The sequence below is a fragment of the Kitasatospora sp. NPDC030952 genome (assembly GCF_055571335.1).
The window spans coordinates 391,672-414,989 of the sequence record NZ_JBVIFM010000002.1; the positions used below are offsets into that span (position 1 = coordinate 391,672).

The 23,318-nt window shown below is 72.9% G+C and carries 21 protein-coding genes; 12 read left to right on the forward strand and 9 right to left on the reverse strand.

What is annotated here, in order from left to right:
• The first annotated feature begins 25 nt into the window (after positions 1-25).
• Positions 26-679, forward strand: coding sequence for a 4'-phosphopantetheinyl transferase family protein (locus ACZ47G_RS06445; protein WP_465740324.1), 654 nt, complete (start codon positions 26-28; stop codon positions 677-679).
• A gap of 153 nt (positions 680-832) precedes the next feature.
• Positions 833-1,216 (forward strand): barstar family protein, encoded by a 384-nt coding sequence (locus ACZ47G_RS06450; protein ID WP_465740325.1) that lies wholly within the window; start codon positions 833-835, stop codon positions 1,214-1,216.
• Between the two features lie 120 nt (positions 1,217-1,336).
• Here ACZ47G_RS06450 and ACZ47G_RS06455 read toward each other — a convergent pair whose 3' ends face one another.
• A complete protein-coding gene (locus ACZ47G_RS06455) occupies positions 1,337-2,275 on the reverse strand; it encodes a polysaccharide deacetylase family protein (RefSeq protein ID WP_465740326.1) in 939 nt (312 codons plus the stop codon).
• A gap of 210 nt (positions 2,276-2,485) precedes the next feature.
• Between ACZ47G_RS06455 and ACZ47G_RS06460 the strand changes: the two genes are divergently transcribed.
• Both ACZ47G_RS06460 and ACZ47G_RS06465 read left to right on the forward strand, forming a co-directional pair.
• Positions 2,486-4,219, forward strand: coding sequence for a CehA/McbA family metallohydrolase (locus ACZ47G_RS06460; protein WP_465740327.1), 1,734 nt, complete (start codon positions 2,486-2,488; stop codon positions 4,217-4,219).
• 209 nt (positions 4,220-4,428) lie between these two features.
• Positions 4,429-4,932, forward strand: a complete 504-nt coding sequence (locus ACZ47G_RS06465) for a hypothetical protein (protein ID WP_465740328.1) — start codon at positions 4,429-4,431, stop codon at positions 4,930-4,932.
• Positions 4,933-4,951: 19 nt separating this feature from the next.
• On the opposite strand, the gene ACZ47G_RS06470 is transcribed toward ACZ47G_RS06465, so the two are convergent.
• Complete coding sequence (locus tag ACZ47G_RS06470) at positions 4,952-5,461, reverse strand: DinB family protein (RefSeq protein WP_465740329.1); 510 nt, start codon at positions 5,459-5,461, stop codon at positions 4,952-4,954.
• Between the two features lie 300 nt (positions 5,462-5,761).
• On the opposite strand from ACZ47G_RS06470, the gene ACZ47G_RS06475 reads away from it, so the two are divergent.
• Positions 5,762-6,574 carry a class I SAM-dependent methyltransferase gene (locus ACZ47G_RS06475; RefSeq protein WP_465740330.1) on the forward strand — a complete coding sequence of 271 codons (813 nt, stop codon included), beginning with the start codon at positions 5,762-5,764 and terminating at the stop codon, positions 6,572-6,574.
• Between the two features lie 153 nt (positions 6,575-6,727).
• Here ACZ47G_RS06475 and ACZ47G_RS06480 read toward each other — a convergent pair whose 3' ends face one another.
• The 7 genes from ACZ47G_RS06480 to ACZ47G_RS06510 form a co-directional block, all read right to left on the reverse strand.
• Complete coding sequence (locus ACZ47G_RS06480) at positions 6,728-7,315, reverse strand: cysteine dioxygenase family protein (protein WP_465740331.1); 588 nt, start codon at positions 7,313-7,315, stop codon at positions 6,728-6,730.
• A 2-nt stretch (positions 7,316-7,317) separates the two neighbouring features.
• On the reverse strand, positions 7,318-9,084 hold the full coding sequence (locus ACZ47G_RS06485; RefSeq protein WP_465740332.1) for a solute symporter family protein: 1,767 nt from the start codon (positions 9,082-9,084) through the stop codon (positions 7,318-7,320).
• Positions 9,081-9,446, reverse strand: a complete 366-nt coding sequence (locus ACZ47G_RS06490) for a DUF485 domain-containing protein (protein WP_465740333.1) — start codon at positions 9,444-9,446, stop codon at positions 9,081-9,083. The genes ACZ47G_RS06485 and ACZ47G_RS06490 overlap by 4 nt, the downstream gene beginning before the upstream one ends.
• A 113-nt stretch (positions 9,447-9,559) precedes the next feature.
• Positions 9,560-11,257, reverse strand: a complete 1,698-nt coding sequence (locus ACZ47G_RS06495; protein WP_465740334.1) for an ABC transporter family substrate-binding protein — start codon at positions 11,255-11,257, stop codon at positions 9,560-9,562.
• Between the two features lie 69 nt (positions 11,258-11,326).
• Positions 11,327-13,555 carry a dipeptide ABC transporter ATP-binding protein gene (locus ACZ47G_RS06500; protein ID WP_465740335.1) on the reverse strand — a complete coding sequence of 743 codons (2,229 nt, stop codon included), beginning with the start codon at positions 13,553-13,555 and terminating at the stop codon, positions 11,327-11,329.
• Entirely contained in the window at positions 13,552-14,535 is a 984-nt protein-coding gene (locus tag ACZ47G_RS06505) for an ABC transporter permease (RefSeq protein ID WP_465740336.1), read from the reverse strand. Before ACZ47G_RS06505 ends, ACZ47G_RS06500 begins: the two co-directional genes overlap by 4 nt.
• Positions 14,536-14,548: 13 nt before the next feature.
• Positions 14,549-15,532: an ABC transporter permease gene (locus tag ACZ47G_RS06510; RefSeq protein WP_465740337.1), complete on the reverse strand. Its 984-nt coding sequence runs from the start codon at positions 15,530-15,532 to the stop codon at positions 14,549-14,551.
• A 509-nt stretch (positions 15,533-16,041) separates the two neighbouring features.
• Between ACZ47G_RS06510 and ACZ47G_RS06515 the strand changes: the two genes are divergently transcribed.
• The 7 genes from ACZ47G_RS06515 to ACZ47G_RS06545 all read left to right on the forward strand — a co-directional run bounded on the left by ACZ47G_RS06515 (position 16,042) and on the right by ACZ47G_RS06545 (position 23,291).
• On the forward strand, positions 16,042-16,281 hold the full coding sequence (locus tag ACZ47G_RS06515; RefSeq protein WP_465740338.1) for a phosphopantetheine-binding protein: 240 nt from the start codon (positions 16,042-16,044) through the stop codon (positions 16,279-16,281).
• 74 nt (positions 16,282-16,355) lie between these two features.
• A complete protein-coding gene (locus ACZ47G_RS06520; RefSeq protein ID WP_465740339.1) occupies positions 16,356-17,561 on the forward strand; it encodes an MFS transporter in 1,206 nt (401 codons plus the stop codon).
• A 59-nt stretch (positions 17,562-17,620) separates the two neighbouring features.
• Entirely contained in the window at positions 17,621-18,481 is an 861-nt protein-coding gene (locus ACZ47G_RS06525; protein WP_465740340.1) for an isocitrate lyase/phosphoenolpyruvate mutase family protein, read from the forward strand.
• A gap of 60 nt (positions 18,482-18,541) precedes the next feature.
• On the forward strand, positions 18,542-19,363 hold the full coding sequence (locus tag ACZ47G_RS06530; protein WP_465740341.1) for a transketolase: 822 nt from the start codon (positions 18,542-18,544) through the stop codon (positions 19,361-19,363).
• Positions 19,356-20,279: a transketolase family protein gene (locus ACZ47G_RS06535; protein WP_465740342.1), complete on the forward strand. Its 924-nt coding sequence runs from the start codon at positions 19,356-19,358 to the stop codon at positions 20,277-20,279. The genes ACZ47G_RS06530 and ACZ47G_RS06535 overlap by 8 nt, the downstream gene beginning before the upstream one ends.
• Complete coding sequence (locus tag ACZ47G_RS06540) at positions 20,276-22,006, forward strand: thiamine pyrophosphate-binding protein (protein WP_465740343.1); 1,731 nt, start codon at positions 20,276-20,278, stop codon at positions 22,004-22,006. The genes ACZ47G_RS06535 and ACZ47G_RS06540 overlap by 4 nt, the downstream gene beginning before the upstream one ends.
• Positions 21,999-23,291, forward strand: coding sequence for a condensation domain-containing protein (locus tag ACZ47G_RS06545; RefSeq protein WP_465740344.1), 1,293 nt, complete (start codon positions 21,999-22,001; stop codon positions 23,289-23,291). Before ACZ47G_RS06540 ends, ACZ47G_RS06545 begins: the two co-directional genes overlap by 8 nt.
• The last annotated feature ends 27 nt before the right edge of the window (positions 23,292-23,318 follow it).

Below are 23,318 nucleotides of genomic sequence, written 5' to 3' on the forward strand. Positions count from 1 at the left end.
GCGCTGCCGACCTAGGGGGGAACGCGTGATCGGGGACCTGCTGCCGGACGTCGTGGTGACCGAAGTGGCCTACGACGACCCGCCCGAGGCGCGGCTGGAGCCCGCCGAGGAGGCGGCCGTCGCCCGGGCCGTGGACAAGCGCCGCCGCGAGTTCACCACCGTCCGCCACTGCGCCCGCACCGCCCTGACCCGCCTCGGCGTCCCGTACCGCCCGCTCGTCCCGGGCCTGCGCGGCGCACCGAGCTGGCCGGAGGGCGTGGTCGGCAGCCTCACCCACTGCGACGGCTTCCGCGCGGCCGCCGTCACCCGGGCCGGCACCCTGGCCTCGCTCGGCATCGACGCCGAACCCGCGCTGCCGCTCCCGGAGGGCGTCCTCGAATCCGTCGCCCTGCCCGTCGAGCAGCAGCGGCTGGCCGCGCTCACCGCCGCACAGCCGGCCACGCCGTGGGACCGCATCCTGTTCAGCGCCAAGGAGTCCGTCTACAAGGCCTGGTTCCCGCTGACCGAACTCTGGCTGGACTTCCACGAGGCCGAACTCGACCTCTGCCCCGACGGCACCTTCACCGCCCGGCTGCTGGTCCCCGGCCCGGTGGTCGGCGGCCGCCGGCTGGACGGCTTCGACGGCCGCTGGGCGGTGCGCGACGGACTGCTCGCCACCGCGATCGCCGTCGAGCCGTGAGCGTCGAGCCGTCGAACTGTAGCCGTAGCTGCGGAGCCGAAGCCGTAGCCGAAGCCGTAGCCGTAGCCGTAGCCGTCGAACCGTAGCCGTCGATCATCCCGCCGTAACCGTTCGTCACCCGGCGGTTCGCCGCCCGGGCATATCCTCGACCGCGTGACGGTGACCTATGTGATCGACGGCAACGAGATCGGCAGCCTGGAGGACTTCTGGGACGTGGTCGGGCGGGAGATCGGCGTCGACGGCTACTTCGGCCGCAACCTCGACGCCTTCGCCGACTGCCTGAGCGGCGGCTTCGGCACGCCCGAGGACGACGACTACGTCATCGAGTGGCGCCACCACGAGGCCTCCCGCCGCAGCCTCGGCTACCCGGAGACGGTCCGCCAGCTGGAGCGCCGGCTCGCCCGCGCCCACCCCGAGAGCCGCGCGTACGTCGCCGCCGAGCTGGCCGCGGCCAAAGCGGGCAAGGGGCCGACGGTCTACGACTGGCTGGTCGACATCATCGAGCAGCGGCACCCGGGCGGCCTCCGCCTGGTCTGACCCGCCTGCTCTGACCCGCGTGGTGTGACCGGGCGGGGTGTGGCCCCACATGGCGCGACCCCGCGTGGTGGCCCCCGCCCGGCGTGACGCGCCGGGCGGGGGCCAGCGGACTCCCGGGGGCTACAGCACGTCGGACAGCCGGACGAACCGCCGCCCCGCCGCCAGCAGCCCCGGCAGTGCCGCCGTGAACCCGGCGGCGGTGCCCCGGCCCGGCTGGTTCATGTGCCCGATGACGATCGCCCCCGGCGGCGCCGACGCCACCTCCCGCCGCACCTCGGCGGCCGGCATCGTCGCGCCGCCGTCCCCGTTCACGGTGAACCCGGCGATGCGTTCGCCCAGGTCGGCGACCACCCGGACGGCGACGTCGTCGTAGTACGCGGTGCCGGAGCGGAAGAACCGCGGCGGGTGCCCGAGCAGCTCGGTCAGCTTGTGGGCGTTGCCCGCCACCTCGTCGTACACCTCGCCGACCCCGCCCGTACCGGCGATCCCCTCCGCCGAGCGGCCGGTCACCGAGAGCGGACGGTGCACGGTGCCGTGGTTGCCGATCTCGAACAGCCGGTCGGCGGCGAGCTGCTCGAAGATCTGCGGATTGGCGTCGATCCAGCGGGCGTTCAGGAACAGCGTGGCCGGGACGGAGTGCGCGCGCAGGAAGTCGATCAGGTCGGCGTCGTAGCGGCTCCCGCCGGGCCCCCCGCAGGCGTCGAAGGTGAGCGCCATGGCCTGCTCGCCCTCCGGCAGCCCGGTGACCACCCCGGGGAGGTCCAGACCCCACGCGGTCGGCGCCACGGCCCCGTAGCGCTGGACCAGCTCCGCCCGGCCGGGTTCCCGAGGGGCGGCGGACCCGGCGGCGGACCCGGCGGCGGAGGGCACCGCCGACGACGCGGCTGACGGCGTGCCGGACGGCGTGCCCGAAGGACTGGCCGAAGGAGTGGCCGACGGCGAGGCCGACCCGGCCGCCGGGGCCGCCCCGCCCCCCGCCTCCTCCCGCCCCGCCCGGCACCCCGCCAGCGCGCCCCCGGCCACCACCGCCGTCAGCAGAACCCGCCGACTCAGTGCCACATCAGCCTCCAGACCGACCCGTCGCCACCTGTCATGCCGATCGGCACATGACTATGAACCGACCGATCGTCACTCAGCGCAACTTGCCCCGCCCGTGCCCCGGTCCCCTTTCACCGACCCGCCCCACCCCGGTGGGCCCTGCCTCACCCCGGGTTCACCCCCCGGGGTAGGCGTGCCGACGGACCCGCCCACCCCAGCCCGGAGGCCCCGATGCCCGCCGACCCCACCCCGCCCGTCCAGCCCGAGCGCCCCGCCGAGCCATCGAGCCCCACCGAGCCACCGCACCCCGCCCGCCGCGACCTGCTCCGCACGGGCCTCGCCACCGGCGCCGCCACCGCCCTCGGCCTGGCCGCGAGCGCCGCCACCGCCGGCTCCGCCTCGGCCGCCCCGAGCCAAGGCCCCAGCCAAGGCCCCAGCGAAGGCCAGGGCCCGAACCGCGGCGACCGCACCCTCACCCTCACCGGCCACCTCCCCACCGGCGCCCCCGACTTCGTCCACCTCCCGGTCGAGGTCCCCGAGGGCGTCCGCGAGATCGCCGTCTCCTACGGCTACGACAAGCCGCAGGTCCCGGCCGGCACCCCCGGCAACTCCTGCGACATCGGCATCTTCGACGAGCGCGGCACCGACCTCGGCGGGGACGGCTTCCGCGGCTGGTCCGGCGGCTTCCGCACCGAGTTCGCGCTCGCCCGCGACTCCGCCACCCCCGGCTACCTCCCCGGCCCGATCAACCCCGGCACCTGGCACGTCGTCCTGGGCCCGTACCAGGTCGCCCCGCAGGGCCTGGAGTACCGCGTCCAGGTCACCCTCCGGTTCGGCGAGCCCGGGCCGGAGTTCACCCCGCACTACCCGCCGGAGCGGGCCCGCGGCCGCGGCCGGGCCTGGTACCGCGGCGACTGCCACCTGCACACCGTGCACTCCGACGGGCGCCGCCTGCCCGAGGAGGTGGCCGCCGGGGCCCGCGCGGCCGGCCTGGACTTCATCGTCTCCACCGACCACAACACCAGTTCCTCGCACGCCGTCTGGGGCCCGCTGGCCGGCCCCGACCTGCTGATCGTCCCCGGCGAGGAGGTCACCACCCGCAACGGCCACTGGCTGGCGCTCGGCCTGGAGGCGGGCCAGTTCGTCGACTGGCGCTACCGCTCCCGCGACGAGGAGTTCCCGCGCTTCGTCCGCCAGGTCCACCGCTCCGGCGGCCTGGTGGTGCCCGCGCACCCGTACTGCCCGTACGTCGCCTGCCAGTGGAAGTTCGGCTACGAGCAGGCCGACGCCGTCGAGGTGTGGAACGGGCCCTGGACGTACGACGACGAATCGGCCGTCGACACCTGGGACTCCCAGCTCGCCGCGGCCCTGCGGGGCGGCGGATCCGGCGGCGGGTCCAACGGCGGATCCAACGGCGCATCCGGCCGCGGATCAGGCGGCGGATCCGGCGAGCGCTCCTGGCGGCCCGCGATGGGCAACAGCGACGCCCACAGCGCGCCCCAGGTCATCGGCCTGCCGCACAACGTGGTCCTCGCCGAGGACCTCACCCGGGACGCCGTCCTGGACGGCCTGCGCGCCGGGCGCAGCTGGCTGGCCGAGTCCGCCGCCGTCCGGCTCGACCTCACCGCCACCGGCCACGGCCGCCAGGCGGGCATCGGCGAGGAGCTGACCGTCCCCGCCGACGCCCCGGTGGACGTCCGGCTCACCGTCTCCGGCGTGCCCGGCGGCACCGTCCGCCTGATCACCGACGAGGGCCAGATGCACCAGGAGTCGCTGTCCGCCGACGGCTCCGGCACGGTCGTCTGGCGCACCACCGCCTCGCTCGCCGGCTACGTCCGTGCCGAGGTGCGCCACCCCAGGGCCGACGGCACGCCCGGCAAGGGCAACACCATGGGCGCGGACCTCCCCTGGGGCCCGATGGCGGCCCTCACCAACCCGATCGTGCTGCGCGCCGACGAGCACTGAGCACGCCCGCCGACCCGCCCACGGGCCGGGAGGGGGACGACTCGGGGCACCCGTTTGGACTAGGTTGATCCCCGAAACGCATCAGTCGTAGGGACGAGGCGGTCGGCTGTCCGCATCCGGGCCGACCGGCTCCTTCGCACTCCCACCGCCTCGCCCCGGCTGCCCGTCCGTACCCGTCCCGTCCCCGGCCCGCGAAGGGATCAGCAGCTGTGAACCGTACGACCGTAGGTGGGCCGGAGCTCGGGGGCGGCCGGGGGGCCGGGGGCGTCCTCGTCCTCGTCGACCCCACCGGGGCCGCCGGCGAACGAGGGGGCGGCAGCCCGGTCGCGGCGCTGCTCGCCCAGGAGCTGCGCCCCAGCGTCCACCTGCGGACGGACGACTTCCTCCAGGTCATCCGCAACGGCCGGCTGCCGGACGGGCTCCCCGAGACGGCCCGCCAGCACGCCACCGCCCTCGCGGCCACCGCCCAGGCCGCCTTCGCCTACGCCACCGGTGGCTACCAGGTCGTCGTCGAGTGCACCGAGCCCCCGGCCACCCTCGACACCTTCCGCCGCGAGAGCCGCGCCACCGGCGCCGCCCTCCACCACGTCGTCCTCACCACCACACCCCCCACCACCCCGCACGAGCTCGACACCACCCCCCTCACCCCCGAAACCACCGCCGAGTCCCTCCTCACCGCCCTCACCACCCGCACCCACCTTCTCGGCTGGTAGCGGGCCGCCGCGGGTGGTGTCAGACGCCCACCACGCCGTCGACGGCCTCGCGGAGGAAGTCCGCGTGGCCGTTGTGCCGGGCGTACTCGTGGATCAGGTGGAGCATCACCAGGCGCAGCGAGACCTCGGCCTGCCAGCGGGGCTGGTAGCCGGTCACGTCGAGCGACGGGGCGGCCAGCTCGATGCGGCGGGAGTGCTCGACCTCGGTCTGCCAGGCGGCGAAGGCCTCGGCGCGGGTGGCGCCGGTGGTGTCGTAGGCCACCTGGTAGTCGCCGTCCTCGGACCAGACCAGCGGGACGTCCTCGCCGTCGATCACCCGGCGGAACCAGGTGCGCTCCACCTCGGCCATGTGGCGCACCAGCCCGAGCAGGCTCAGCGTGGACGGCGGGCTGGAGCACAGGCGCAGCTGTTCGTCGGTGAGGCCCTCGCACTTCATGGCGAGGGTCGCCCGGTGGTAGTCCAGGAACTGGCGCAGCATGTCGCGCTCGCCGCCGGTCAGTGACGGTACGGGACGGTCGTCGGTGCTCATCGGTCGGTCGCTCCTCTGGTTCGGGTTCCCAGCTGGTTCGGGTTCCCGGCTGATTCGGATGTCCGGCTGGTTCGGACACCCGGCGGACTGTAGCGAACCGGCGCCCGGCCGGACACCGCGTTTTCCGGCGCGACCGCCGGCCACCGGCCGGCCGCCGCCCGGCTGCCACCGCCCGCCGCCACGTCGCGTCAACCCCGAACCCGGGCGGTCACGTACCGTGTTCGGACCGCCACCGGTTTGGGTACGTACCTCGGCGCGCCCGACCGCCGGGCGCCCACCGAGCAGGAGACCCGACCACCCATGGACCACAACCACATCCCCCCGACGGTCCGCCGGACGTACGGCGCCGATGACCTCGCCAAGGCTGCCAGCTTCGCCGGCGGATTCATCAACTTCGGTGACTGGCACGGGATCGACCTCACCGCCCCGTCCCCCGAGGACCGGGTGCACAGCCAGGAGCAGCTCTACCGCCGGGTGCTGAACACCTTCCCCGAGCCGCGCGAGCAGCTGCGCCTGGCCGAGGTCGGCTGCGGCCGCGGGCTCGGCGCGGCCCTCGCGCTACGGGAGTTCCGCTTCGCCTCCGTCACCGGCGTCGACATCCACCCCGACCAGATCGAACGCGCCCGCGCCGTCAACGCCCGCGCCCTGGCCACCTATCCCGACCGGCTCGCCTACACCCTCGGCTCGGCCGACCGACTCCCCTTCACCGACGGCCACCTGGACGGCCTCTACTCCGTCGAAGCCGCCCAGCACTTCCGCGAACTCACCACCTTCGCCCGCGAGTCCGCCCGGGTCCTGCGCCCCGGCGGCCGCCTCGCCGTCACCACCTTCTTCGCCGCCCCCGGCCCCGAGATCGCCGAACGCCTCAAGATCCTGCTCGCCAGCTTCGCCGACGGCCTGGACGTCGCCCACCCCCTCGGCACCTTCACCAGCGACCTCACCGGCGCCGGCTTCACCGACGTCACCACCCGCTCCATCGGCGCCGACGTCTGGCCCGGCCTCGACCGCTACCTCACCGACACCGTCCCGCCCGCCCACTGGAGCCGCAACTTCCTCCCCGCCTGGCGCGACGGCCTCCTCGACTACCACCTCGTCACCGCCACCCGCGCCTGACCCGGCCACCCGTCGGACAGGCCCGAGCCCCGGCGCGCGACGACCACGACCTGACGGGCCGCCCGGAGGTGAGCGGCCCGTCAGGTCGCGGTGGGTCGGTCAGGTCGTGGTGGGCCGTCGGTCAGGGTGCCAAGCCGTCAGCGTGCCAGACCGTCAGGGTGCCAGGCCGTCCGGGTGCCGCCAGCTCACCAGGCGGGCCCCGTCCGGCGGGGCGTCCAGGACGTCCTGCCCGAAGACCCGGTTGATCGAGGTGCCGCCGTTCAGCGAGATGTCGGCCCCGTAGACGTGCAGCGAGACCGCGCGCCCGGTGCCGCCGTTGGACACCCGGTGGATGTCCTCGTCCGGCGGCACGAGCAGCTGCACCCGGCCCGCGGAGCAGGTGGTCCGGCCGGACGGCACCAGCACCCGGCGGCCGGAGCGGGGCATCCGCCACAGCCGGTACGCCTCGTCCACCTCCACGCCCTCCAGCACGCCGGAGACGCACCAGGCGAGGTGGTCGTGGATCGGGGTGGCCTGCCCGGGCAGCCAGGTCAGGGCCACCACGGAGTGGGTCCGCCCGGCGTGCAGCAGCCGCTGGGCGTAGCCGGCGGTGTCACCGGCGCACAGGTCCGCGGGGACGATCAGCCCGGCGCGCAGGTACTTGCGCAGGGTGTCCGCGGTGAGCTGGGCGGTCAGGACGTCAGCGGCGGCGTAGCGATCGAGGTCGGAGAGGAACTCGTCGAGGTTGGAACCCGTCGTCATGGCTACCGCCCCGCCCCGGTGAGCGCGCGGACCTCCAGCTGCGCGAAGGATCGTCCGTCCGCGTCCTCGTCCCGGCGGCGACGGCCGCCGGCGAGCGAGCCGAGGATGGCGGCGGCGAAGCCGATCGGGATCGAGATGACCCCGGGGTTCTGCAGCGGGACCGGCGCGGTGGTGGTGCAGGAGATCAGCGCCGTGGCGTTGCCGACCTCCTTGCTGGCGGCCGGCACCCCGCAGTCCTTCGCCTGGGCGGCCGTCAGCTTCACGGCGGGGACGGTGGCGCTGGCGCCGCCCCAGCAGATCGGGGAGAGCAGCACCAGGCCGATCGCGCTGACCAGGCCGGCGTAGATGCCGCACTTGGCGCCGAAGGTGGTGAAGCGCCGCCAGAACAGGGTCAGCAGGATGGCGGGCAGGTTGGCCGAGGCCGCGATGGCGAAGGCCAGCGCCACCAGGAACGCCACGTTGAGGTCCCGGGCGAAGATCGACAGGGCGACCGCGGCGGCGCCGATGACCACGGCGGCGATCTTCGCGGTGATCAGCTCCTGCCGCTCGGTGGCCCGACCCTTGCGGATCACGCTGGCGTACAGGTCATGGGCGAACGAGGACGAGGAGGTCAGGGTGAGCCCGGCGACCACCGCCAGGATGGTGGCGAAGGCGACCGCCGCGATGAACGCCAGCATCAGCGAGCCGCCGGTGGTGCCCGCGCCGCCGCCCAGGTGCTCGGCCAGCAGGGTCGCGGCGGTGTTGCCGGACGGGTCCTTCTCCTTGATCGTCGCCGTGCCGACCAGCGCGGCCGCGCCGAAGCCCAGCACCAGGGTCATCAGGTAGAAGACCCCGATGATGCCGATCGACCAGTTGACCGACTTGCGGGCGTCCCGGCCGGTCGGAACGGTGTAGAAGCGGACCAGCACGTGCGGCAGCGCCGCGGTGCCCAGCACCAGCGCGGTGCCCAGGCTGACCAGGTCGAGCTTCGACCAGCCGTCGGTCGCCCCGTACTTCAGGCCGGGCTGGAGGAAGGCGTCGCCCTTCTTGGAGGCCGCCGCGGCGTCCCCGAGCAGGTGGCTGATGTTGAACCCGTACTTCGCCAGCACCCACACCGTCATGGTGGCCGCGCCGGCGATCAGCAGCACCGCCTTGACGATCTGCACCCAGGTGGTGCCCTTCATCCCGCCGACCACGACGTAGACGATCATCAGGGCACCGACCCCGACGATGGTCCACACCTGCGCGGCGCTGCCCTTGACGTCGAGCAGCTGCCCCACGATCGTGGCCGCGCCGACCATCTGCGCGATCAGGTAGAAGATCGACACCACGATGGTCGACACGCCCGCGGCGGTCCGCATCGGTCCGCTGCGCAGCCGCGCGGCGAGCACGTCGGCCATGGTGAACCGCCCGGTGTTGCGCAGCAGTTCGGCCACCAGCAGCAGCGCGACCAGCCAGGCCACCAGGAAGCCGATCGAGTACAGGAAGCCGTCGTACCCGGCCAGCGCGATGATCCCGGCGATGCCGAGGAAGGAGGCCGCGGACAGGTAGTCGCCCGAGATCGCGATCCCGTTCTGCAGCGCGGAGAACTCGCCGCCGCCGGTGTAGAAACCGCCGGTGCCCCGGGTGCTGCGCCGGGCCCACAGGGTGATGACCAGGGTCACCGCCACCAGGGCCACGAACAGGCCGATGGTCAGGCCCTTGTTCGACGCCGACGCCGACGCCGACGTCGACGCCGCCTGTGTCGCCTGTACCGCCGCGGCGGCGGCGTGGGAAAGGTGCTGTGTCATGCCTGGATCTCCGTCGGCTCCTGGTCACCGTCGCGGCGACCGGAGGCCGCCGCCTTCCGCAGCGCCGCCGCCAGCGGGTCCAGCCGCCGGGCGGCGAACCGGCCGTAGGCCAGGGCGATGGCGAAGGTCGAGACGAACTGCAGCAGTCCGAAGACCAGGGCCACGTTGACGTGCCCGGCGACCTTGGTCGCCATGAACCCACGGGCGTAGGCGGAGCAGAGGACGTACGCCAGGAACCAGAGCAGGAACGCCGCCGTCACGGGGAAGACGAACCTGCGGTAGGTGGAGCGTAGTTCGGTGAATCTCGGATCGTCGCCGATCCAGGGTGTGTCACCGCGCGACGACGCGGCCGGGTCAGTCATGTGGGTCCTTCGGAACGGTGCGGAACTTGCCGATGGCCCGACCGTAGAAGTGCCCGGTAGACAAGTGATCAACGCGCGAAGCGCCCCCGGCCCCGGCGCCGGCGCACGGGTGGCTACTTCTGCCAGCCGATGGTCTCGGGCAGCGGGCTGTAGAAGATGGTGGCGCCGACGTTGGCGAGGCCCTTCCGGATGCCGTAGGTGGAGGGACCGCTGTAGAGCGGCAGGAAGGCGTACTGCTGGAGGGCCTTCTGCTCGACCTTGTTGACGGCCGCGGCCTGCTGGCCGAGGTCGGCGATCTGGCCGGTGGCGCGGATCTCCTGGTCCAGCTCGGGGGTGCCGGCTCCGGTGAGGTTGGAGTCGCGGTCAGAGCAGTAGAAGTCGCACAGGTAGCGCGCGCCGAAGGGGTCCGTCGAGCGGTTGCCGGAGATGAACAGGTCGAAGCGGCGCTCGCTGAGCACCTTGGAGAAGTCGTTCTCGGAGACCTTGTTGACGTCCACCTTCACGCCGACCGCCTTGAGCATCGCGGTGAACGCCCCGGCGGTGGCCTTCTCGATGGGGTCGTCGCCGAGGAGGGTGTAGCCGAGTGCGAGCTGCTTGCCGTCCTTGGTGCGGATGCCGTCGGCCCCGGGCGTCCAGCCGGCCGCGTCCAGGGTCTTCCGGGCCTCCTGCGGGTCGTACTTCAGAACGGCCGCGACGTTGTCCTGGTAGCCCTGCTGGAAGCTGTAGAGCACCGCGGAGCCGGGCAGCGGCTCGGTGTAGTCGAGGCCCTGGAACCGGATCTTCGCTATCTGCGCCCGGTCGATGCTCTCCTGCACCGCCTTGCGGACCTGGATGTCACCGAGGAGCGGGGACTTGGCGTTGAGGTACAGCGAGTACTCGAAGGGGCTGCCGCCGCTGCGGATCTCGGCGTCCTTGACCGCCTTCACCTGCTTGAGGTTCTCCGCGTCCACGGCGGAGGTGTAGTCCAGCTCGCCGTTCTTGAAGGCGTTGATCGAGGCGGCGCTCTCCAGGTTGACGTAGACGCGCTTGTCGAGCTTGCCCTTCCTGCCCCACCAGTTGGGGTTGCGCACGAAGGTGACGTTGCCCGAGTGGGCGTCCCAGGTGCCCACGGTGTACGGGCCGGTGCCCCACTCGGGGTGGGCCGTCTTCACGTACGCCTTGTTGAAGTTGTCGACGGTGGCGGCCTCGGGGTGCAGGAAGGTGGTGAACAGCGCCGACCAGGAGGCGTTGACGCCCTTGAAGGCGATGACCGCCTGCTTGTCGTCCGCGCCCCGGGTGACGGAGGTGATGCGGTCGTAGCCGTCGGTGGAGTTGGCCGCGTAGTCCTTGTTCGAGCCGTTGTCGGCCTTCCAGGTGGCCTCGATGGCCCGCCAGTCGATGGGGGTGCCGTCGTTGAAGACGGCCTTGGGGTTGAGGGTGATGACGACCTTCTGGTCGCCGCCCTCGACGGAGACCTTCACGTCGCTGTAGTAGTCCGGGTTGTACTGGACCTCGCCGGTGGGCGAGTAGGTGATCGCGTCGGCGTTGTACCAGGACCAGATCCGCAGGGCGTTCAGGGTGCTGTTGACGTTGAAGGGGTTGCCCTGTTCGTCGAAGGTGCCCGCGGTGGTGTAGGTGCCGCCGTCCTTGATGTTCTCGTACGGCTGGGGGTTGTAGTCGGTGACCGAGGACGCGACCTTGGCGGCGTTCTGGGCGCCCTGCCCGGCGGAGCCTCCGGAGGAGGACGGGGAGGGGGAGGACGAGGAGCACGCGGTGGCGGCGACCGAGACGGCGGCGACGAGCGCGAGGGGCAGGACGAACTTCCTGAGCATGGGGTGTCCTTGGTGGGAATCGGCGGAAACCAGCGGGAATCGCTGGGAAGGGGTGGAGCGGCGCGGGGGTCAGACCGCGTGGCAGGCGTACTGGTGGTCGGAGCCGTCCGGGGCGCCGACGGTCGCCGGGCGTTCGGTGCGGCAGCGCGTCCGTACGCTCTCGTCGGCCTCCCGGTACAGCGGGCAGCGGTCGGCGAACACGCAGCCCTCCGGCAGCCGGGCGGCGCTGGGCTGCTCGCCCACCAGGACGATGCGCTCGCGCCGGCGCTCGCGCTCCGGGTCGGGCACCGGGATCGCCGACAGCAGGGCCTTCGTGTACGGGTGCCGGGGCCGGGCGAAGATCTCCTCGGTGGCGCCGGACTCGACGATGTGCCCGAGGTACATCACCGCGATGCGGTCGGAGACGTGGCGCACCACGGCCAGGTCGTGGGCCACCACCAGGTAGGCCAGGCCCAGTTCGTGCTTCAGCCGGGCGAGCAGGTTGATGATCTCGGCCTGCACCGAGACGTCCAGGGCGGACAGCGGTTCGTCCAGGGCCAGCAGCTTCGGCTCACGGGCCAGGGCGCGGGCGATGCCGACCCGCTGGCGCTGGCCGCCGGAGAGGGCGGCGGGGAAGCGGTCGCCCATGGCGCGGTCCAGGCCGACCAGGTCCAGGAGCCGGGTGACCCGGGACCGGATGGCCGCCCGGTCGGCGCCGGCGGCCTGGAGCGGTTCGGCCAGCAGGTCGAAGACGGTCAGCCGGGGGTCCAGGGCGTCCGTCGGATCCTGGAGGACGATCTGGACGTCGCGCCGCAGCTCGCGCACGCGGGCCGCCGAGCGCAGGGTGGCGACGTCGGTGCCGGCCAGTTCGATGCGGCCGCCCTCGGGGGCGCGCAGCCCCAGCACCTCGCGCAGCGTGGTGGTCTTGCCGCTGCCGGACTCCCCCACCAGGCCCAGGGTTTCGCCCGCGCGCAGTTCGAAGCTGACGTGGTTGACCGCGTGCAGGGTGCCCACCCGGCGCTTGAGGAGGGCCCCCTTGGTGACGGGGAACGTCTTGACCAGGTCCTCGACCCGCAGCACCACCTCGCCGACGGTCCGGCGGCCGGCGCCGGGCGGTGGCACGGGGGCGGCGCCCCCGGCCGGGTCGAGGGTCCCGTCCACGATCTCCTGCGCGCGGTGGCAGGCGACCCGGCCGTGCCGCCCGCTCGGTGCGGTCAACGTCGGTACGGTCAGGGCCGGTTCGGTCAGGGCCGGTTCGGTCAACGTCGGTACGGTCAAGGCCGGTTCGGTCAACGTCGTTACGGTCAGGGCCGGTTCGGTGGTCCGGCACACGTCCTGGGCCACCGCGCAGCGGGGTGCGAAGGGGCAGCCGCCGGGCAGGCCGACCAGGGACGGTGGCTCGCCGCCGACCGGGATCAGGGGCCGTTCGACGCCGCTGTCCACCGTGGGGACGCTGGCCAGCAGCCGGGCGGTATAGGGCATCGTCGGGCGGCGGAACAACTCGTCGACACTCGTGTGCTCGACGATCCGTCCGGCGTACATGACGGCGACGTCGTCGGCGTGACCGGCCACCACGCCCAGGTCGTGGGTGATCAGGACGAGCCCGGCGCCGGTCTCGCGCTGGGCGAGGCGCAGCACGTCCAGGATCTGCGCCTGGACGGTGACGTCGAGCGCGGTGGTGGGCTCGTCGGCGACGAGGACCGAGGGCTTGTTGGCGATGGCCAGGGCGATGACGACGCGTTGACGCATGCCGCCGGAGAACTCGTGCGGGAACGACTTGGCGCGTTCGCGCGGGTCGGGGATGCCGACCAGGTCGAGCAGTTCCACCGCCTGCTCCCACGCGTCCCTCTTCGACAGCTCCCGGTGCACCCGCAGGGCCTGGGAGAGCAGCCGGCCGACGCTGAAGATGGGCGTGAGCGCGGACATCGGGTCCTGGAAGACCATGCCGATGGACTTGCCGCGCACCCGGGACAGCTCCTTGTCGTTCATCGCCGCCAGGTCGCGGCCGCCCAGCAGGATCCGGCCGCCGAGGCGCGCGGTGGGCGGCAGCAGGCCCATGACGGCGAGGGCGGTGGCGGACTTGCCCGAGCCGGACTCGCCGACGATGCCCAGGGTGCGCCCGGGCAGCAGGTCGAAGTCGATGCCGCGCACGGCCTCCACCGGTCCGGCCTCGGAGGGGAAGGAGACCCGCAGGTCGCGGACGGACAGGACGGGTTCCGGCTCGGTCGGCCCGACGGTGGACCCGGCTGTGGATCCGGCGATCGGCCCGGCGGTGGACCCGGCGTCGGGTCCGGTGCGGTGGCTGGGTGCGAGGGTCATCGTCGGCCTCCTGCCGCGCCGGTGGTGGACGTGGGGTCGAGGGCGTCGCGCAGGCCGTCGCCGACGAAGGTCATCGAGACGGTGAGCAGGACGGTCAGCCCGGCGGGGAAGGCGAAGAGCCAGGGGGCGCTGGTGATGGTGCCCGCGCCGTCGGCGAGCATCGTGCCCAGCGACACGTCCGGGGTCTGCACGCCGAAGCCGAGGAAGGACAGGGCGGTCTCGCTGAGCACGGTGGAGACCACGCCCAGGGTGAGGTTGACGATGAGCAGGGAGCCCAGGTTGGGGATGATGTGGCGCAGCACGATGCGCAACGGGCGCACGCCCATGTACTCCGCGGCGCGCACGTAGTCGCGCTCGCGCAGGGACGTCGACACCGACCAGACCACGCGCGCGGTGGACATCCAGCCGAACAGCGTCAGCACCAGGATGAGGACCCGCCAGTCGCCCGCCAGCCGGTGCGAGACCAGGGCGAGGACGAGGAAGGAGGGCACGATCAGCAGGAAGTGGATGACGGCCAGGGTGGTCTTCTCCACCCGGCCCCCGACGTAGGCGGCGCCCGCGCCCACCACCGCGGCGATGGCGACGGTCAGCAGGGACACGCTCACCGCGATCACCAGCGAGCGCTGGAGGCCGTGCACGGCGGCGGCGTAGACGTCGTTGCCGCCCTGGTTGGTGCCGAACCAATGGTCGGCGCCGGGGGCCTGGGTCAGGGCCGAGAAGTCGGCGTCCGCGTAGCCGTACGGGGTGAACAGGTCGCCGAGGGCGCTGAACAGCACCAGCAGCAGGAAGATCACCACACCGGCGACGGCGATCCGGTTGCGCAGGAAGCGCCGCAGGTAGAGCCGGCGCCGGCCCAGGTAGCGCCCGTCGTGCCCGTCCTGCGCCTCGTGCCCGTCCTGCCCGTGCGGCGGCGGTCCTGCCGCCGGTGCGGGTGCAGTGGCGCTGGCGAGGACGCCTTCGGAGGTGGCGTCGGAACTCACCGGAGTGCCCATCTCAGTTCACCCGCACTCTCGGGTCGAGGAGAACGGTGGCGATGTCCGCGAGGATCGCGCCGATCGCGGTCAGGGCGGCGGCGAAGGCCGCGGTCGCCACGGTGCCGTGCACGTCGTTCTTGTTGATGGTCTGGATGAAGTACTGGCCCATGCCGTTCCAACCGAAGATCGTCTCCGTGAGGACCGCGCCGGTGAAGACGGCCGGGATGCTGAAGGCCACGGACTGCGCGGTCGGGATCAGCGCGGTGCGCAGGGCGTGCCGGCGGATCGCCTGGGCGCGGGTGAGCCCGGTGGCCCGGGCGGTGCGGACGAAGTCGGAGTGGATGACGTCCAGCAGCAGCGAGCGCTGGGTGAGGTGGTAGCCCACGTACCCGGTCAGGGTGAGGGTCAGCGTCGGCAGGATCAGGTGCAGCAGCCGGTCCCCGACCGTCGCCCAGAACCCCTCCACGTCGGGCGAGTTCTCCCCCGCGACGTACAGGAAGTGCCAGCCCGCGTGTTCGTTCAACCGGATGGCCAGCAGCACCAGGGCGAGGGCGGCGATGGACACCGGGACGTTGAAGAGCGCCATGGAGAGGGCTTGGGCGGCCCGGTCCCGCCAGCCGTACTGGCGCGAGGCGGTGTGGACCGCGAGCGCGACACCGACGACGACGGACAGCACCGTCGCGCCGATCACCAGTTCCGCGCTGACCAGGGAGCGGTAGCCGATCTCCCCGTTCACCTGGACGCCGACCGGGGAGCGGCCCCAGTCGAAGTGCAGGACCACCCCGGTCAGCCAGTCCCACCAGCGGTGGAGCAGCGGCTCGTGCGGGTCGAGGTTGTAGGGCGCCAGGGCCCGGGACAACTGCTCCTCGGTACGGACCGGGCGCAGCTCCTTGAAGTTCGAGCGCGGGTCGAGGAACCAACTGGCCAGGAAGTACGTGGCGTTGGTGGCCACGGCGATCACCAGGAACCAGCCCAGCGCCCGGCGGGTCACGTACCGGAGCACGGACGGCACCTCCCCACAGGATGCGGCGGGTGCGGCTGGGGAGCGCCGGGTCTGGGGGAGGTACGCATGCGGGTGGGGTTTCCTCGGTCCAAGGGGTGGGTGCACGACCGTGCAGTGGCCAGTCTGTGTGCGAGCGGACCCGTCGCACCAGGGATCGAGGCATCTGGCCACGAAGACGAAACACCCCCGCAGCACAGGTTGTGCTCGCGTCACATTCCCGTCGAATTCGCAGGTCGGAGCGGTCTCCGGGGCCGCCGGGCGCGGTGGCCCGGCAGGCCGGGCGGGCGCGGTCGCCGACGGGCCGCATGACAGCGCGATGACGGCCCGTGGAACAGCCGATCGACGGACCGGGTACAGGACCTACGCCTCCGACGACAGTCACGTGACTGATGCCCGCCCGCCGCACCCGCCGACACGATGGTGCGACACCACGGGCCCAGCCGAACGCACGCACCCCACCGACCCGAGCAGGCTCCTGCCCCGGCGTCGGGTTCGAAAGGATCGACATGTTGAACGAGAGCACCGTCACGACGCTCTCCCGCCTCTGGGAGGAAGCCCTCGGCGAGCCCGTCACCGACATCGACGCCGATTTCTTCGACCTCGGCGGCGACTCGCTGATGGCGCTGACGATCGCGACCCGCGCGATCGACGCCGGCCTGCCCATGCCGCGCTCCGGGGTGCTCCGGCGGAGCACCATCCGGGAGCTCGCGGCGGCGGTGGAGCGGCCGGAACTCTTCGAACAGGACTGAGTCCGCTGTCCAGCACCCACACCCGACCACTCGACCTGCGCGACCTCGTCCCCGAGCCCGGCGCGGCCCGCCCGATGGCCGTCCTGACGCTCGCGCAGTCGCTGGGCACCGGGCTCTTCCTCACCTCCAGCGCGATCTTCTTCACCCGGACCGCGGGATTCTCCGCCGACCAACTGGCGTTCGCCCTCTCGGTCGCGGGCGTCTGCGGCTTCCTCTGCTCGATGCCGGCCGGGCGGATCGCCGACCGGTTCGGGGCGCGCGTTCCACTGACCGTCAGCTACGCGCTGCTCGGTCCGCTGTTCTTCGTCTACCCCTTCGTCGACGACGTGGCCGGGTTCACCGTGGTCGCGGCCCTGATCGGGGTCTGTGAGACGGGGGCCGGCGGCCCGCTCCGCGGGGCCCTGATCCACGCCCTGTTCGGCCGGGCCAGGGCCACCGGGGTGCGCGCCCAGCTGCGCAGCCTCTTCAACCTCGGCTTCACCGGCGGGGCGGCCCTGGCGGGCCTGGCGCTGGCCGACGGCAGCCGGACCGCGTTCGCCGCGGTCACCACGGCGAACGCGGTGCTGCAACTGGGCTGCGCCGTCATCGCCTTCCGGCTGCGGCCGCCGGCCGGGGCGGAGCCCGTACCGGCGGAGCCCGTACCGGCAGAGCACGTACCGGCAGAACCCGCACGACGGTCCTGGGTCGCGATCAGGGACCGGCGCTTCCTGCTGGCGACCGGGCTCAGCGGTGTGCTGGAGTTCTACCTGCCGGTCCTGACCGTGGGCATGCCGTTGTGGATCGCCCACCGGACCGGTGCCCCCGAGGCCCTGACGGCCGTACTGGTCGCCCTGAACGCGCTCCTGGTGGTGCTCTTCCAGCGCGCCGCGAGCAAGGGCTCGGAGACGGTGCACGGCTCCGGCCGCCTGCTCGTACGGGCGGGCGTGCTGCTGGCGGCGGCCTGTGGGCTGTTCGCGCTGTCCGGGGACGGCGGAGCCGTCCGGGCCACGGTGTTCCTGGTGCCCGCGCTGATCGCGCTCACCCTGGGCGAGCTGGCCCAGGCCTCGGGCAGCTGGGGACTGGCCTTCGCCCTGCCGCCGCCCGGCCGGATGGGCGAGTACCAGGGCGTGTTCGCCCTCGCGCGGGGCCTCCAGCAGTTCCTGGGCCCGGCCCTGGTCACCGTGCTCACGACGGGCCTCGGCGGCGCCGGCTGGCTGGTCCTGGCCGCGCTGTTCCTGGTCACCGGCCTCGTCGCCGGGCGGGCCTTCGGCCGGGAGACCCGAAGCACCCAAGACATCTGAACCACCCGAACCACCCCGGCAGCATCCCCCGCTGCCGCTACACCAGAGGAGCCACCCCCGTGATCCGCAACAGCTACCCGTCGTTCCGGCAAGTACTGGCCGACAACCCCCTCACCAAGATCGCCGGTGCGCACTCCTCCCTGGGCGGCCGCATCGCCGAGCAGAGCGGCTTCCAGGCCGTGTGGGCGTCGAGCTTCGAGATCTCCGCGGCGCGCTGCCTGCCCGACGCCAGCCTGCTGAGCATGACCGACTACCTGGAGGCGGCCGCCAACATCCAGAAGGCGCTCTCCGTGCCGGTGGTCGCCGACTGCGACACCGGGTTCGGCAACAGCATGAACGTCGCCTACATGGTGGCCGAGTACGAGAGCGCCGGCATCACCGCCGTGAGCATCGAGGACAAGGTCTTCCCGAAGATGAACAGCTTCGCGGCCGCCGACCACACCCTGCTGGACGTGAACGCCTTCGCCCACAAGATCGAGACGGCGAAGAACGCCCAGCGGACCGACGACTTCTTCGTCATCGCCCGCACCGAGGCCATGATCAGCGGACTCGGTGTCGACGAGGCCCTCAAGCGCTGCCACGCCTACGCCGACGCCGGCGCGGACGCGGTGCTCGTCCACTCGAAGCAGAAGACCAAGGACCAGGTCCTGGAGTTCCTCGGCCAGTGGGACGACCGGCTGCCCGTCGTCGTGGTGCCCACCACCTACCCCGACTGGCACGCCGACGACGCCCGGGCCGCCGGCGTCTCGGCCGTCATCTACGCGAACCAGGGGCTGCGCGCCACCATCACCTCGCTGCGCACCACCTTCGAGTCGATCTACGAGACCGGCCACACCGCCCACCTGGAGGACGGCATCTCCGGGGTCCAGGACGTCTTCGCCCTCCAGCGGCTCGACGAGTGGCAGCAGTTGGGCGTCTGACCGTCCCCCACTCGTCCCCCATCTGACACTCCGTCAGAATCCGAACCAGAAAGGGCCACAGTGTTGTTGCAAGACGCGGCCACGGTGCGCCGCCAGGCGGCGCGCGCCCGGGCGCTGGCGCTGACCACGGTCAGCACCGCCGGGACCGGCCACATCGGTGCGGACCTCTCCGCCATGGACATCCTCTGCGCGCTCCACTTCGGCGTGCTGCGCGGCGGCCCCGAGGAGGCGGACCGGGACAGGTTCATCCTCAGCAAGGCACACGCGTCCGCGGCCATGTACAGCGTGCTGGCGCTCAAGGGGCTGCTCCCGGAGGCGGAGCTGGCGACCTTCGGCGGCCCGAACTCCCGTCTGAGCACCGTGGTTTCGACCCGGGTGCCGGGCATCGAGTTCAACACCGGCTCGCTCGGCCACGGCCTGTCCCTCGGCGTCGGCGCCGCGCTCGGCGCCCGCGTCCAGGGCTCCGCCCGGCGGACGTTCGTCCTGACCGGCGACGGTGAGCTCCAGGAGGGCAGCAACTGGGAGGCCGCCATGCTCGCGGCCTCGCGCGGGCTGGACAGCCTGGTCGCGGTGGTCGACCGCAACCTCGCCCAGAAGGGCGCCAGCACCGAGGACGTCAACGCCCTGGAGCCGCTGGACGAGAAGTGGCGCTCCTTCGGCTGGGAGGTGGTCACCGTCGACGGCCACGACGTCGACGCGCTGCTCGATGTGTTCCGCTCGGCGCCGCTCACCCCCGGCAGGCCGACCTGCGTCATCGCCGCCACCGTCAAGGGCAAGGGCGTGTCCTTCATGGAACGCAACCTGGAGTGGCACAGCCGCCAGATCACCCCGGACCTCCTCCAGCGGGCGCTGAAGGAGCTTGAGGAGGCCTCCCGTGCCTGACTGCGCCACCGCGTTCTCCGCCGCCCTGCTCGAACTGGCGCGTACGGACGAGCGGATCTGCATCGTCAACAACGACTCCGCCGAGACCCACTCCGCGCTCGGCTTCCAGGCCGAGTTCCCCGACCGCTTCGTCGACGTCGGCATCGCCGAGCAGAACCTGGTGGGCGTCTCGATCGGCCTGGCCAACAGCGGCCTGCGCCCGTTCGTCTACTCCGCCTCCTGCTTCATGGCCTCCCGGGCCCTGGAGCAGATCAAGAACGCCGCCTACACCGGCTCCGACGTGGTCTTCTGCGGCTTCGTCAGCGGACTGGCCTACGGCGCGCTCGGCGGCACCCACCACGCCGTCGAGGACCTGGCCTGGATGCGCGCCATCCCGCGGCTGAAGGTGCTCGCACCGGCGACGCCGCGCGACACCGTCGCCGCACTCCATGAGGCGCTCGCCCACGACGGCCCGGTCTACCTCCGGATCGTCAGCAAGCTGGACACCCCCGAGCTGTTCCCGGCCGACCACACCTTCGGCTACGGCGGATCGGCCCAGCTGCGCGACGGCGCCGACGTCACCCTGATCGGCACCGGTCTGCTCACCACCCGGCTCGCGGAGGCCGCCCGCCTCCTCGCCGAGGACGGCGTGGACGCCCGGGTGCTGCACCTGGGCTCCGTCGAGCCGATCGACGCCGGGGCCGTCGCCAGGGCGGCCCGCGAGACGGGCCGGCTGGTGGTCGCCGAGGACCACGTGGTCAACGGCGGGCTCGGCGGGGCGGTCGCCGAGGTCGTCGTGCGCACCACCCCGGTTCCCGTGCTGCAGATCGGCGTACCGCAGGTGTTCGCCCCGATCGGCCCCGCCGAGTTCCTGTACGAGCAGTTCGGGCTGACGGCGCCGCAGCTGGCCCGGCGGGTACGGGAGTGGTTGGCATGACCGTGCGCGTGGCCGACTACGTGGCCTCCTACCTGAGTTCGCTGGGCGTCCGAACCTGCTACAGCCTGTCCGGCACCGGCTCCATCCACCTCGACGACGCCTTCGCCCGGCAGCCCGGGCTGCTCTCCGTCTGCGCCCGGCACGAGACCGCCGCCGCGCTGATGGCCACCGGCGCCGCCAAGCTCACCGGCAACCTCGGGGTCGCCCTGGTCACCAGCGGCCCCGGCGCGGTGAACGCGCTCGCCGGGCTGGTCGACGCCTACGCCGACGGCGTGCCCGTCCTGGTCGTCTCCGGCCAGGTCGAGACCCGGCACATCGACGAGGACGCCCGGTCGTTCGGCGTCCAGGGCTTCGCGGTGGTGAAGAGCGCCCGCAGCCTGACCAAGTACGCGGCGGTGGTGGAGCACCCGTCCGACATCCGGGCGCACCTGGACCGGGCGGTCCGGGAGGCGCTCTCCGGCCGGCCGGGCCCGGTCTGGCTGGACATCCCGCTCGACGTGCAGGCCGCCGAGATCGACCCGGCGACCCTGCGCGGGGCGCCGTCCGCCGAGGGCGAGCCGAGGGGCGCGGGCGCCCGGCAGGCCGCCCGGCAGATCATGGCGATGCTGCGCTGCGCCGAACGGCCGCTGGTCGTCGCGGGCCAGGGCATCCGCCAGGGTGCGGCCGAGGAGCAGTTCCGGACGCTGATCGAGCGGCTGCGACTGCCGGTGGTCGCCTCCCGGCTGGGCAACGACCTGCTGCCGTACGACTCCCCGCTCTGGTTCGGCCAGGGCGGCATCCGGGGGCGGCTCTACCCGAACCTGATCATGGCCCAGGCGGATCTGGTCCTCTCCCTGGGGTCCAGCCTGTCGACCGCCTTCGTCGGCGAGGACGCGGACGGCTTCGACCCGGACGCGACGGTCGTCGCGGTGGACATCGACCCGTCCCAGCTGAAGAAGAAGGGCGTGCGCGTCGACTTCCCGGTCTGCATGGACGTGCGCGACCTGCTGGACGCGCTGCTCATCGAGTCCGCCGAGTCGACCGGGCCGGTCGGCGGCGAACGCTGGCTGGCCACCTGCGCCGAGCTGAAGGCGGCGCACCCCACGATCACCGGCGGCGAGCCGCGCGAACCGCTCGACTCGTACCGCTTCGTCGAGCGGCTGGACGCCCACACCGGCCCCGGCCACGTCTTCGTGGTCGACACCGGCAGCGCCTACTACGTGACCGGCCAGACGCTGGAGTTCGCCGCCGCGCAGCGCGAGATCACCTCGGCGGCGTTCCTCAACATGGGCGCCGCGGTGCCCATGGCGGTCGGCGCGGCGTTCAGCCGGCCCGACTGCCAGGTGCTGGTGCTGGTGGGCGACGGCGCCATCGAGCTGAACATCCAGGAGCTGGCGACCATCCGCCAGTACGGCCTGGACGTCAAGGTGTTCGTGCTGAACAACGGCGGCTACGCCTCGATCCGGGAGTCCCAGGAGGCGCTGTGCGAGGGCCCCGCCCTGGCGGAGCCGGAGACGCTGAACTTCCGCGACGTGGCGACGGCCTTCGGCCTGCCCTACCGCAGGCTGGAGCGCGCCGCCTCGCTCGACGCCGACCTCGCCGGGCTGTTGGCGCACCCGGGCCCCGAACTCGTCGAGGTGATGTGCGACCCGGAGCAGCTGCTGCTGCGCCCGCTGCGGGCCGACGGCGGCGCCCGGGCCCACGACGGCGCCTCACTGCGGCCGGTGGGGGAGCTCAACCATGCGTGAGTCGATGCCGGTCTCCTGGAACCAGCGGCACCGCCTGGGCCAGACCCTGGAGGACGCCGGGCGCGGGGTCTTCAACCCCCACCACGCCACCCTCCCAATGGCGTTCACCGGCCCGCTGGACCTGTCCGCCCTCAACCGGGCCTGGCACGCCCTGCAGCGGCGCCACCCGGTGCTGCTGAGCGGCTTCGACCTGGACGCCCTGGTGTGGCACATCGGCCTGGCCGATCCGGTGGACATCGAGCAACTGTCCACCGCCGGGAGCGCGGACGCCGACCTGGCGGCCCTGCGGGCGGCCTGCGCGGCCCCCTTCGACCTGGAGCGGGGCCCGATGGCCCGGCTGCTGGTGGTGCGCCGCCCCGACCAGGAGACCCACCTCGCCCTCGTCATCGAGCACCTGGTCAGCGACGGCTGGTCGCTCAACGTCCTGATGCGCGACCTCGCGGCGCTCTACGCCCTCGAGCGCGACGGCTCGGGCCTCGAACTGCCGCCCGTGCGGCTGAGCTACCCCGACTTCGTCCGGCGGCAGAACCGGCTGACGGACTCCCCCGAGGGCCGGCAGGCCCTGGACCGGCTGGCGGCCGGGCTGAGCGGGGTCGGGGCGATCCCGGCGATGCCCATCTCCGGCTTCAGCGGGACGTCCGCCGTCCGCTACGAGGAGAAGGACGGTTTCAGCCGCCGGCTGCCGCTCGACGTCTGCCGGCGCCTGGACACGGTGGCCAGGCCACTGCGGATGACCGCGCTGAACCTGATGCACGCCGCGCTGCACCGCGCGCTGTTCGACCTCTCCGGCAGCGCGTCGGTGGCCACCACGCTCTCCACCGCCAACCGGGAGCTGCCCGAACTGCACCAGACCACCGGCTGGTTGGCGAGCAAGGCCGTCCTGATCAGCGAGCCGGGGAGCCGGCCCGACCCGGCGGACTACCTGCGGCACTTCCGCCGCCGGATGCTCGACACCCTGGACCACGCCCACCTGCCCTGGCCCGCCCTGATCCACCGGATGGACCCGGACGCCGTGGGCCGGCAGTCCCGCGTCCCCTACGTCACCTTCAACGCCCGCCCGCTCGGCATGCGCAAGACGGTGGGCACCGTCGGGATGCCCGGGGTGGAGGCCCGGCCGCTGCCGATCGCCGTGGGCTGGCACGACGCCTCGATCGCCACCTTCTGGGTCGAGGACGAGGACGGCGTGACGGCCACCGTCAACTTCAAGACCGACTGGTACGCGCGGGCGGACGTCGAGGCCCTCTGGGACGGCGTCGACACCCTGCTGCGCACCTGGTCCGCCTGAAGCCTGAAACCCGCAGCCCGCAGCCCG